Source organism: Paenibacillus sp. JGP012, from assembly GCF_014203995.1.
Taxonomy (GTDB): domain Bacteria; phylum Bacillota; class Bacilli; order Paenibacillales; family Paenibacillaceae; genus Paenibacillus; species Paenibacillus silvae.
In genome coordinates, this window is record NZ_JACHKG010000003.1 from 192,666 (window position 1) to 204,649 (window position 11,984).

Here is an 11,984-nt window from a genome sequence, read left to right on the forward strand (position 1 = left end):
AGTGAAACACATTCGAGGGAGGAATATGGGTGAAAAAAGGGTTGGCTTGTCTCGTAGCAGGAAGCATGATCGTTTCTCTAACCGCTCCGGCAACAGTCGGGGCAGAACAGGGGAAGCAGCAAACAGCAGCGGAGCAGGTGCAGGCATCAAGCCTGCTTCTGTCCCCGTACAAAGATTTGAAGGGCCATTGGGCCGAGAACGCTGTGATGCGTATGCAGAACATGGCATTAACCAAAGGTTATGCAGACGGTACATTCAGACCGAGTGAACGTATTAGCCGCGCCGAGTTCGTGGTGATGCTGGACCGGGCATTCGGATTCACAGGTGGACCTGAAACGGCAGCATTCGCGGATGTAAATGAAAAAGACTGGTATTATGACGCTGTCACACGGGCTAGTGCATCAGGCATCATTCAGGGAACCGATGAAACCCATCTCTCGCCGCACCTTTCAATCACGAGACAGGATGCTGCAGTGATGGCCGATCGTGCATTTCAGCTATCGACGGGCAGTGAGAGTGAGCAGCTTGGGTCTGCATTTAGTGATGAGCAGGATGTGGCTGAGTATGCCAGAAAAGCGCTAGGATATCTTGTTCAAAATAAAATTGTAAACGGATACAACGGGAAGCTTGCGCCGCAGTCAGCTATAACACGAGCCGAAGCTGCTATGCTGATGTCATCATTAATTGCAGATATTAAACATGTTCCAGGCACATACGAATCCAAAGTGGATGGCAATCTGATCGTACGCTCAGCAGATGTGACATTGAAAAATACAACCGTTAACGGTAATTTGCTGCTTACAGAAGCGATTGGTGAAGGAACAGTAACCCTTGACGGTGTGACTGTAAGTGGAAGTGTCATCGTGAAGGGCGGAGGAAGCCATTCGATCGTTATTCAGAACTCCAAGCTGAAGCGTATTGTAGTGGACAAGAGCAGCAGTTCTGTTCATATCGAGATGACAGGCACAACAGAGGTTGAAGAGATGCTGGTTGCACGTAAAGCAACAATCGAGCTGTCTGCCGAGAGCTCCATTGATACATTAAAAGTAAGCAGCAAGGCACGTCATACGACGATTGATGGCAAAGGGAAAATCAAGCTGCTTGACGTAGAAGCGGATAACGTTTTGTTTAATGGGAAAGCGGTTACACCAGGCAAGCACAGTGATAACAATACACCTGGAACTGGTCAGACTGAACAACCCAAGCCAGATGCAGCAGGCAATTCCGGTGGTGGCAGCAGCAGTTCCAATGCAGGCGGCGATGGCGGGTCCTCCAATTCGGGTGGACAGACACCTTCCGTGCCTGGCACACCAGCGGGCGAGAAACCGGTTCCGGCGACTACAATTCCGGATGAACAATGGGAAATGGTCTGGAATGATGAATTTAATGGCTCTGCTGTAGATGCTACGAAATGGACAGTACAGGATACAGAGCTGGTCTATAACAATGAGCTGCAATATTACAGCCCGAACAACACACGTATCGTAAAGGATGGCAATCGTAACGTACTGCAGATTGAAGCGAAACGGGAGCAAAAGGGCAGCAAAAACTACACTTCCGGCAAATTGATCACCAAGGAAAAAGGGGATTGGACTTACGGCAAAGTAGTCGTGAGAGCCAAGCTTCCCATCCAGCAGGGCATGTGGCCAGCCATCTGGATGATGCCTACGGATGAAGCTCATTACGGAGGATGGCCAGCTTCCGGGGAGATCGACATTATGGAGCTGATCGGCGGCCAGAACAAGGATCATGAGATCTACAGCACCATTCACTATGATTCGATCCAAGCCGATGGCTCTCATGGGCATGATCAAGGCAAGTTTACGCTGCCGCAAGGCGAATCCTTTGCCGATGAGTATCATGATTTTCAGGTGGAGTGGCTGCCTGGTATGATTCGCTTCTATGTAGACGGACAGCTGCATCACCAAATCAACAACTGGGAGACAACAGCGGCAGGACAGCCGGAAAGTTATACGTTCCCTGCACCGTTTGACCGTCCGTTCTACCTCATTCTCAATCTTGCCGTTGGTGGAGACTGGCCGGGATCACCAGAAAATGCATTTGTGTCTGATAAGATGAATGTCGATTTTGTGCGAGTGTATTCGTATAAAAATATGAATGAATGGCCGGACGTAACCTCCAGTCCAATCCAGCCTGAAGAGCTGCGCGCACCGCAAGAGAATGGAAACCGGATTTACAATGAACATTTCACACAAGGCGTTGATGCAAACGGTGTTCCTGCTGACTGGCAATTCATCAAGAATGCCGGCGGAGAGGGCAAGGTAGAAGTTGTCGATGATTCAATGAAAGGCAAAGCAGCCAAAGTCACGATCACTAACGCAGGCACGGAAACCTATTCCGTTCAATTAACCCAAATGCCGATGTATCTGAAAAAAGATAAAAAATATAAAGTTCAGTTTGAAGCCAAAGCTTCAGAGAATCGGATTATCCGCTCCAAATTGACGCAGTTTGAGAAAAGCTGGACGAACTATTCCGGCGAAAAGGAATTCTCCGTGACAACGGATTGGCAGCGGTACGAATATGAATTCAATATGCGGAATGGTTCAGACAATAATGCAAGGTTTGAATTCAATCTGGGCAAAGCAGAAGGCGAGGTACTGGTGACCAACGTGATACTTACAGAGGAAGGCGATGCCGATCCGCTTGAAGTAGAACGCAAAGCTCTGCCTGATGGCAATTACGTCTATAATGGTACGTTTGATCAAGGAAAGCAGCGGCTTGGCTTCTGGAACACTCAGATTCAAGAAGATGCGGATGCGCACGTATCGGTCAATAACTTCTCGAAGTTCCCGATCATGGAAAGACAGCTTGTTGTCGATGTGAAGCAAACGAACGGACAGCCGGAGCAGGTTGCTGTTGCTCAGCCTGGCATGAAGCTGGAAGGCAATACGTCCTATGGCTTCTCCTTTGATGCCAAGGCAGATGCCGAAGGCGTTATGGATATTGGTTTATCTACCGCTGAGGGTCACAACGTACAGGTTCATCAAGGACAGCAGATTCAGATCGGGCCAGAGTTGAAAACGTACACAGGTGAAATTGTGATCGGAGAGGGCGAAGCAACTGCAACGTCTGAATTACAGCTTTTGTTTGGCAGATCTTCTGGCAAGGTTTATGTCGATAACGTACGCCTGACGAAACGTGGAAAACCGGTAACCATCCAGGGTTATAACCACATTCAGGCTGCCGATGCTTATGTGATGCAGGGACTGCAGCTCGAAGATTCCGATGAAGGCGGCAAACATGTCAGCTACATGGATGAAGGTGATCTGCTCCAGTTCAAGATTGATACAGCGAACGATGGGGTATATGCCTTCTCTACACGGATGGCAAGTGCCGAGGCTGACTCAAAAGTACGTTTTACGGTCAAAGATGAGGAAGGCAATACCGTTGCAAACTCCAATCTTGTGCTGGGAGATACGGGCGGCTGGCAAACGTATAAAACCGTATATCTGCCAGCGGTTTCCCTGCAAGCAGGAAAAACCTACTACGTAAATTTTGAAGGAAACGAGTATAATACACGCTGGCTGGACATTTCACAGAGTAAAGTGAAAAATGGCGGGCTGAATGCAGATGCCTCGGGGTGGATGCTGCCGCAGAGCATAACTACAGCGACCTACAGCAACAGCGTGGATAATGGCCTCAGCATGACTTTGTCTGGCACGACGGAGAATTGGTGGGACGACATCCTGCAGCAGGGCGAGCTTTCGCTTGAAGCAGGTAACACGTATCGTCTGAGCTTCGATGCTTCATCATCCGCACCAAAAACGATGCAGGTTGTTGTATCGAAGGCTGATAGTAACGATGTCAAGTATTTGGAGCAGCCGGCAGAACTGACAGCAACGAAACAGCCGTATACGTATACCTTCACGATGGGGGAGAACGGTGATCCAGCAGCATTGTTGAACTTCGGTCTCGGGAAGCAGCCCGATCCAGCCGGTGAGCATACTGTATCTATTCAAAATGTAATGCTGTTTGAGGTGAATCCGGGTGCAGAAGAGGGTGGTCAGCCGGTAAACGTCAACCTGATCAAAAATGGTGGCTTTAATCAGGGAACAGACGGCTGGTTTGCTTATACGGCTAGTAATAAACCAGAAGACTTGTCTATTAGTGCTGTTAATCAGCAGCTGCAAGCCAAGATCGGTCAGGTTGGAGAGAATCCATGGGATCGGCAATTGATCCAGGAGGGCTTTGCAATGCAACAGGGTTACACCTACAAGCTGACATTCAAAGCAAAAGCGGATAAGGCGCGCAAGCTGGGCGTGGGCATCGGTTGGGTAGACGTTCCTGCAGGTTATAAATGGACTGGATTCTATGGTAATCAAATGGAACTCACGACAGAAGAACAAGAATTTACATTTACGTTCCCGGTGACTGAAGCGAGTTATCCGAATAGTCGAATGGTGTTTGATATGGGGAAAATTAAAGGGGATGAACAGGCAGACACCACGATAACATTGTCTCATGTTAGTCTCGTCAATTTGGGAAAAACGCAATAAAACAGGGATGCAATCTTATTCTTTCATTGGAGTAAAAAATGATTCATTTAATGTAGCTTTTATAACTAAAAAGGGACGAAGCAGATTTATTCTGCCTCGTCCTTTTAGAGTCATTCAACTGCGATCCAGGTCTGCAGTTTTTTGCGTTGACTACAGCCAGGAGCTTCACAGGATTGACAGATGAATGCGTTCTATTTTAATCTATAATGTTGTTGACAATCTAATTTTATAATTAATATAATTATATTGTTTTGCCGTTCCAACGGTCAGTCACTTTTAAGGGGTTCCACCTGTGCGCGAAGCTCCTTCTCAAGAACTGTCTACAGCGCCTGCTTTCCCTGCGCCCCTAATACGTAATCGAGGAGACTGAGTTGAATCATGAAAGTATTAATTGTGGAAGACTCAATATTTGTACAGAAGATGATGAGTAAGTTAATTGGCGATCATATCCCCAATTGTGAGATTCGAACGGCTACCAATGGAGAAGATGGCTTCCGGCTTTATCAGGAGTTTGAACCGGATATAATCACCACAGACCTTTTGATGCCTGGATTGAATGGACAAGACATGCTTCGCATGATTCGGGAGATGGATCAGGACGTCAAAATTATTATATTATCCGCGGATATTCAGAAGGCTACTCGTGAGGAAGTGGAGCAGCTTGGGGTGTCGGGATTTCTGAACAAACCATTAACGGCTGAAAAAGCCAGTACATTGCTTCAAATGATTCAGGTGGCATATCATGCTGAATGAGCTGCAGAAAGATCTGCTTACTGAGCTCGTGAACGTTTATGTTGGACAGGCAGCTAATATGTTATCGGAAATTGTAGACAAGCATATTGTGCTGAGTATCCCTGAAGTTGAACTAATCTCTATCACCGAGGTTGATCCCGAGGATCGGAGATACAATATTCTGTTTACAGAAGGCCATTTATTTCGATCCTCGCTGCAGTTTGGATATCAATTTCAAGGTAAAGCCTTTCTGATGTTTCCGGCGGAACAGGCAAAAGTGCTTGCTAACATGTGCCTGGGAGAGCTTACAGAGCATGTAGACCCAAACGATTTCAGGTTAATGGATACCGATCTGGATGTGCTTCAGGAAGTCAGCAATGTGCTGCTTAATGCAATTATTGGTGAATTTGGGAACTTTCTCGAAATGAAGCTGGAGTACGTGTTGCCTGAAATAGAGCTGATTCATGTCACTCGCTCCGACCCGCAAGTTCTGCTCCAAAATGAAGTCTACATACTGGTGCTGCATACGTCCTTTTTACTTGCCGATACAGATGTAAAGGGGATTATTGTTATTGCGCTCAGCATGGATTCCATCTCCAGTCTGCTGGATAAAATAGATGCTCTACTGGGGGGATAACCATGGACAATCTCATTGTACAAGCGCTGAACAAAACGAAAATGGGCATTTTAATTGTGGATAGACAACTGAAAATTATCGTATGGAATGGCTGGCTTGAACGTTTTACAGGCTTGGCTTCTGAGGATGTGCTGGGGAAAAACTTGCTGGAAATCTGCCCTAGGTTCAAGATTAAGATGTATATGGATATATTACAAAATGCACTTTATCACGGGCAGAGCAGATTTTGCTCCAGCGCTTTACATAAGACGTTCTTTCTTCCGAAGGACGCGGGAGAGGAAACCCTTTACAGACAGAACTTGCATGTAGAACCGCTCTATGATAATGACCATAGCTATGCAATGCTTCAGGTTAGTGATACGACCAATACAAGCACTCGCGTATATAAACTTAAAAACCTCATCAAAGAACTGGAGAGCGAGTATACCGAGATTAAAAAGGCTGAGAAAATCAGTAAACATCTTTCCTTGCATGATTCATTGACTGATCTGCCCAATCGTCTGGCATTCAAGGATCGCCTGGCGTGGTCTGTCAGCAATGCGCTGCGCAACGAATCACGGTTTGCCTTGATGTTTGTAGATACTGACGGATTCAAAAAGGTGAATGATACCTATGGTCATGAGGTTGGGGATCTGGTTTTACAAGAAGTGGCTGAGCGTCTGAAGGGAAGAATACGCAGTACAGATAGCGTAGCCAGATTGGGCGGGGATGAATTTTGTATTATTTTGAATCATCTCAAGCAGGATGAGGATGCGAGTACCGTTGCGGCTAATCTGCTGAATGCCTTCGATCTGCCATTTCATGTGAATTCCATTGAGATCAACCTGTCTGTCAGCATTGGGATCAGCTTGTTTCCATTGCATGCGCAAGACCCTTCTGAGCTTCTGAAATTTGCAGATATGGCGATGTACAGAATCAAGAAAAATGGGAAGCGTGGATTTTCGTTCTATGATCCTGAGATGGAGCAGCTCTGGTAATATAAGCAAGCTGTATCCGATTTTTTATTCATGATTATTCCTGAGTGGAGAGGATGCTGTGATTAACGATGACGCTGGAGATGGAAGAGATGTTTACTGTACATGTGCAGATCAAGGATACCATTCAACTGGAGAATAAACACGGTGAATCGGTTATACTGATTACTTTCGGCGGGCATGTTACCGGAGCGATGTTCGAAGGCATTGTACTGGAGGGCGGCGTGGATACCCAGATTATCGGAAAAGATGGAGCAAGTCACAGCCTGTCAGCCAGATATATGCTGAAGGGACAAGATTATACCGGACAGCAGTGTGAAATATATATCGAGAATAACGGTTATATCGGAAAACCGCAGGGGACGAGGCTGTTTCGTACCTCTCCACGCATCATAACCAACAGCCAAGCCTTGGCATATCTGAATCTGGAACCATTGATAGGTGAGGGCTTTTCTGCAGCCGGCGGCGTTGATATTAAGTTTTTCAGGGCAATATCCTGAAACTGACAAGGCATAATATCCGATACCTTTGCAAGCATCATTATTCGAAGGTCAGATCGTTTACATACATTTCAAAAAAAGCGTTGGCCTGAAGAACAACGCTTTTTTGACATATATGCAACGTTAACGTCTCAAAATTCTCCGAATCAGTCCGATTACAAGAACCAGAAAAATGATCAAAACAATCATACCCGGTATGCTTACACTACTCAGCATTGTCTGAAACCTCCTGTATGTATTCTAAAATGATTATAAAGCGAATCTGTTTTTAATGGTCTCAGCAACTTCACTAGCACTTAGATTAGAGTTGTTAATTCTGATATAATTTGCTCTTTTGATTTCTTCCTCGAAGGAGTTTAATCGATGTTGCTCCATTGTCTGTATCAGGTTCTGTTCAGAACGTGTAACATCTCTTTTGGTTGGCTTGTGCTCAAGTCTGTGAGGCGTCTTGTTACGCTCAATTCTTTTCTCCAGATCGGCTTCAAGCTCGACAAAATACACTTCTCCGTCTTTATCTTCAATGATTTTGCAAATTTTATCAATATAGTCCCAATCCTGCTGCAGATCGAATCCCCATACATAAGTGAAAATCATTCCATACATATCACTACTAGCGGCGGCTTCAAATATGTCTTGACGAAATTGATCTACTAATCTCCACATTTCACTATTAAAACCGAATAGGGGAGCTAACATTTCAATGGTTACGTGATTGTGGAACAACTTTAGTTCAGTTACCTTCTCCAATTGATGTCCTACTGTCATTTTTCCTACCGCCTGCGGGCCAAAGATTATAACCAATTTCATTCATTCATCTCCTTGGAAGATATTTCAATAATACTACCATAATTCGAACCATAATAGTGCCTTTATCACAGATGGTTTGTTCGAAATCATCGATTATCAACAATCTGATTTAATGATGAATTTATTTTTGGAAAAGACTATTGACTGTTCGATCAAACAGTTTTATGATGAGTACATGAAATTGACTGTTCGACCAAACAGTATTGGAGGAGAATGGAAGTGACAAAACAACCAGCAACAAATCAGGACGAACGTAGAAATGCAATCTTGCAAGCCGCTTTTACACTTTTCGGGCAGGTAGGTTACAGCAAAGCTACAATGAAAGAGATTGCAGCCAAAGCGGGCGTAGCACAGGGACTAATCGGATACCATTTTAATACCAAAGAAACGCTTTTGGTGGAGGTAGTGCGAGAGTGGATGATTAACCGGGGCATGCAGCAGGCCCTTCAGCAGCTGGACATGAAGGCCGCACCGTCAGAGCTTCTGTCGCAGGCTTTGCTGCATGTTGTGGAATTTCGCAAAAATAACCCGGAGTGGTTTACACTTCTCATCAGCTTGTGGACTGAAAGTGTGAACAACGAGAAGCTGGCTCAAGAGTTAGCGAAGCTGTACCAGGAGATGAAAGCAGGTATCCGGTTAATTATTGGACGGTTGGAGCTGCCGTTGAATGAAGCGGAGCAGGAGACCTTGGCATCCTTGATTCAAGCCGTTTTTGATGGACTTACGCTCCAATCACCAGTGCTGCTGGCAAGTGATCCGCTCTCTCACAAGCAGGTATCGCAAGGCATCGGCTGGATGCTTCAAGGTATCAGCACTTCTCACACTATCGAACCAACAAAGGAGAATAAATAAAATGACCAGATTATGGATTCGATTAGAAGGGTTGTTCGTATTTGCGGCAGCAGCAACGATGTATTTCTACAATGATTATTCCTGGTGGCTCTTTCTGCTGCTGCTGCTCTTCCCCGATGTATTCATGATCGGTTATACAGTGAACAATAAGGTCGGAGCCTGGATTTATAATTTGGCACATACGTATATTACGCCAATGATATTTCTGGCGGCAGGGTTTATGATGAAGGTGGACTTCCTGATATTGATCAGCTTCATCTGGATTGCACACATCGGCATGGACCGGATGTTCGGCTTTGGTTTAAAGTATGAAACAGAGTTCAAGGATACTCATCTACAGCGTGTGTAGAGCCTGATTGTGCCAAAGCTATATTCGTACACACACTAAAAACCTTGCTTCCATTACAGAAAGCAAGGTTTTTAGGCCAATGAAAACTCCGTTGTTTTATTCTGATTCACGGAGTATAGGATTTGGCAGCTCGGCATGGCCCATCAGGCTCTCGGTTTCTTGCCCATCCACCAGAAGCTGAATGCTTTTCACTTCTTCAAACTGAAACATCGTTTGCTGCAGCACAGAGAGAAAAAGAAGCTCCCCGCCAGCACCTAGTCTGGCTTCATCCGGGATGTGAATGTCTAACGTTAGCTTTCCGTCTTGAAAATCCATGGATTCAAGCTCGATGTCACTCCATAAGGAGATGAATGCCGGATCATCCGAACGCTGCATGACATCAAAAGCTTGTCTATATTTTTCGCTGCTATCCGAAAATGTGATTTCGGCTTTTTTAGTTTTGACCTCAGTCAGCTCAGCGTCTACATAACCCACTTCAATTTCTTGTTTCGTTGGCTCGTTATCTGGCGTGGTGGGGGAAGAGGCGTTCGATGTAGACGGGTTGGCGGCTTCAGACTGCTTGTTACCAGGGTCTACAGCTGGTTTATCGCCGCAGCCGGCAAGCACAAGCATTAAGCTGATCAAGGAGAATACGAGTGTGTAGCTAGACTTTTTTCTCATATAAGCACATCCTCATCGTTACATTCGTTTTTGGCTTGCTGCAAGCGGTGTTTTTTATGACGGCTGGTGCAGAAACTCCTTGATTGCATCAACAATCGCCTGAGCAGCTTTATCCTGGACCGTTTCGCTCAGCATCGCTTGTTCCTCGGCAAGGTTGCTTAGAAAACCGATTTCAAGCAGCACAGCTGGCATCGTTGTGTCCCTGAGCACTTCCAGATTACCGTTCTTGACACCTCGATCTTTAAAGCCTAATGCATCAACCAGATGTCTGTGCATTATATCTGCCAGTGCTTTACTGCTGCTGCGTTTGTAATAAAATGTCTCGGTACCCGTGGTCTGTGGAGAAGCCTCTACACTATTCCCGTGAATGGATACAAATACATCTGCATTTAATGTGTTGGCGAGCTGCACGCGTTCCGGACGAGTGGGATAAACATCTGTCTCACGTGTCATCACCACCTCTATATCAGGCTCCTGGGCTAGGAGCGCCTGAACCTTCAAAGCAAGCGGCAGCGTGAAGTTTTTTTCCTGGGTTTTCGAGATGCCAATGGTACCGGGATCCTTGCCTCCATGGCCGGGATCAATGACAACGATGCTTTTGCCGTTATCCTGCTGAGCAGGGGAAACCGGGATTCCGATTATGCCAGTTACAGCTAAATCCACAATCAGCTTGCCGCTGACATATTGAACATTAACCTGAACGTCACTCAGATTGTTCAATTCCATGACAACTCTGACTTGTGCCGGATCATTGGTAAAAAGTGAATATCGAACTTCTGTCACATTTGGTATACCGCTGACATCAAGCTTTCCCATTGTGCCTTGCTTCATGCCTGGCGCCATGTCTCCGAAGGTTGTGTCAGGAAGATCCACCACAATCCGATCCGGGTTGCTCAACCTTGTAATCCGTGGTGTAACCTCATGGTCGATGGATACAACAAGCTGATGATTCGCAAAGCTGATATCGTTCACTTTGCTCCATACGGTGGATAGATCCGGACCAGAAACAACAGGAGGCGGAGAAGGCGCAGGTTCAACAGAAGGTAGAGCAGCACTTGTCAGACCAACAATCTTGTCCTTGTTGTTCCAGCTTACCGAAAGTCCCATTTCTTCACTCACAAAACGCAGGGGAACAACAACCGTATTTTTAATCAGCTGTGGTGCGGTGTTCAGAGTGACTTTTCCATTCTGCCCGTAAGCTTCCGTCCTGCCTACATGCAAGGAAATAACCTTATTGTTTTGTTCAATGCTTACATTCTGTTTTTTTTGATCCCATTTCACCTTAAACTTCAAATTTTCAGCCACAACACGAATCGGAATCATCACGTTTTTGTTGATATTGACAACTTCAACATCGGAAGGCAGCACCAACTCGTGTCCATCTAAAATAATTTTGGTTTGCGGGGATGCTGTGGCAGCATGTCCCGAATCAGTCAAGATGAGCAGAAATAACAAACTGAATAAAAGCAAACTTGCCATTTTTTTCATTGTACACCTCTGTTTTAATCGATATTACGGGAAGGGCAGAGCAAGCAGCCAGCAGACAACACTTATGACAATATTCTACATATATGCGAAATTCCCCTGCCTGTTTGCAGTTTCTTTTTTAATAAAATGATCTGCGGTGCTCCTGTGGTAAAAACAGTTTTGAAGCCTTGTCTATTCCGGTATTGAGCCTGATTGTCCTGTTTCATGCAGAAAAAATTAATATTCATTGGAACATAATTACATTGACAATTTCAGGTTTTTCCAAAATAATAGAAAGCAATTGAACACTGGTACCTTTAATTCAGTCCAGAGAGGCTGGCAAGGGCAGCGGATTTTATAATCACGCGACAGAAGGGCATTCTTTCCACAGAATGCTCTGCGTCTTCGCGCGGATTATGATGCAAAAAGAGGCTACTTGTCAGCATAAATGGCGACGAGTAGCCTCTTTTTCTGCTTTTTACGGTATCA

General features: G+C 45.5%; 10 protein-coding genes. 7 read left to right on the forward strand and 3 right to left on the reverse strand.

All coding sequences use genetic code 11. The features are described from left to right. Window positions 1-29 precede the first annotated feature (29 nt). The 5 genes from HNR77_RS05645 to HNR77_RS05665 all read left to right on the forward strand — a co-directional run bounded on the left by HNR77_RS05645 (window position 30) and on the right by HNR77_RS05665 (window position 7,360). Window positions 30-4,517, forward strand: a complete 4,488-nt coding sequence (locus tag HNR77_RS05645) for a carbohydrate binding domain-containing protein (protein WP_184181586.1) — start codon at window positions 30-32, stop codon at window positions 4,515-4,517. A 378-nt stretch (window positions 4,518-4,895) separates the two neighbouring features. Beyond that, entirely contained in the window at window positions 4,896-5,270 is a 375-nt protein-coding gene (locus HNR77_RS05650) for a response regulator transcription factor (protein WP_111268804.1), read from the forward strand. After that, complete coding sequence (locus HNR77_RS05655) at window positions 5,260-5,886, forward strand: chemotaxis protein CheC (RefSeq protein ID WP_111268803.1); 627 nt, start codon at window positions 5,260-5,262, stop codon at window positions 5,884-5,886. Before HNR77_RS05650 ends, HNR77_RS05655 begins: the two co-directional genes overlap by 11 nt. 2 nt (window positions 5,887-5,888) lie before the next feature. Further along, window positions 5,889-6,863, forward strand: a complete 975-nt coding sequence (locus tag HNR77_RS05660; protein WP_184181588.1) for a sensor domain-containing diguanylate cyclase — start codon at window positions 5,889-5,891, stop codon at window positions 6,861-6,863. A 68-nt stretch (window positions 6,864-6,931) separates the two neighbouring features. Continuing rightward, window positions 6,932-7,360: a DUF3237 domain-containing protein gene (locus HNR77_RS05665; protein ID WP_260410328.1), complete on the forward strand. Its 429-nt coding sequence runs from the start codon at window positions 6,932-6,934 to the stop codon at window positions 7,358-7,360. A 249-nt stretch (window positions 7,361-7,609) separates the two neighbouring features. On the opposite strand, the gene HNR77_RS05670 is transcribed toward HNR77_RS05665, so the two are convergent. After that, window positions 7,610-8,167: a DEAD/DEAH box helicase family protein gene (locus HNR77_RS05670; protein WP_184181590.1), complete on the reverse strand. Its 558-nt coding sequence runs from the start codon at window positions 8,165-8,167 to the stop codon at window positions 7,610-7,612. A gap of 219 nt (window positions 8,168-8,386) precedes the next feature. Here HNR77_RS05670 and HNR77_RS05675 point away from each other — a divergent pair, with 219 nt between their 5' ends. Continuing rightward, a complete protein-coding gene (locus tag HNR77_RS05675; RefSeq protein WP_311768582.1) occupies window positions 8,387-9,019 on the forward strand; it encodes a TetR/AcrR family transcriptional regulator in 633 nt (210 codons plus the stop codon). A 1-nt stretch (window position 9,020) separates the two neighbouring features. Next, window positions 9,021-9,368, forward strand: coding sequence for a DUF4260 domain-containing protein (locus tag HNR77_RS05680; protein ID WP_184181594.1), 348 nt, complete (start codon window positions 9,021-9,023; stop codon window positions 9,366-9,368). A gap of 96 nt (window positions 9,369-9,464) precedes the next feature. On the opposite strand, the gene HNR77_RS05685 is transcribed toward HNR77_RS05680, so the two are convergent. Continuing rightward, a complete protein-coding gene (locus HNR77_RS05685; RefSeq protein WP_184181596.1) occupies window positions 9,465-10,028 on the reverse strand; it encodes a GerMN domain-containing protein in 564 nt (187 codons plus the stop codon). A gap of 54 nt (window positions 10,029-10,082) precedes the next feature. Next, window positions 10,083-11,516 (reverse strand): N-acetylmuramoyl-L-alanine amidase family protein, encoded by a 1,434-nt coding sequence (locus tag HNR77_RS05690; RefSeq protein WP_184181598.1) that lies wholly within the window; start codon window positions 11,514-11,516, stop codon window positions 10,083-10,085. Between the last annotated feature and the right edge of the window lie 468 nt (window positions 11,517-11,984).

What these genes read in the sequence shown, in the direction of transcription:
- HNR77_RS05650 (WP_111268804.1), top strand. Translation starts at nt 4,896, where the DNA reads ATGAAAGTATTAATTGTGGAAGACTCAATATTTGTACAGAAGATGATG.
- HNR77_RS05655 (WP_111268803.1), top strand. Translation starts at nt 5,260, where the DNA reads ATGCTGAATGAGCTGCAGAAAGATCTGCTTACTGAGCTCGTGAACGTT.
- HNR77_RS05660 (WP_184181588.1), top strand. Translation starts at nt 5,889, where the DNA reads ATGGACAATCTCATTGTACAAGCGCTGAACAAAACGAAAATGGGCATT.
- HNR77_RS05665 (WP_260410328.1), top strand. Translation starts at nt 6,932, where the DNA reads ATGACGCTGGAGATGGAAGAGATGTTTACTGTACATGTGCAGATCAAG.
- HNR77_RS05670 (WP_184181590.1), bottom strand. Translation starts at nt 8,167, where the DNA reads ATGAAATTGGTTATAATCTTTGGCCCGCAGGCGGTAGGAAAAATGACA.
- HNR77_RS05680 (WP_184181594.1), top strand. Translation starts at nt 9,021, where the DNA reads ATGACCAGATTATGGATTCGATTAGAAGGGTTGTTCGTATTTGCGGCA.
- HNR77_RS05685 (WP_184181596.1), bottom strand. Translation starts at nt 10,028, where the DNA reads ATGAGAAAAAAGTCTAGCTACACACTCGTATTCTCCTTGATCAGCTTA.
- HNR77_RS05690 (WP_184181598.1), bottom strand. Translation starts at nt 11,516, where the DNA reads ATGAAAAAAATGGCAAGTTTGCTTTTATTCAGTTTGTTATTTCTGCTC.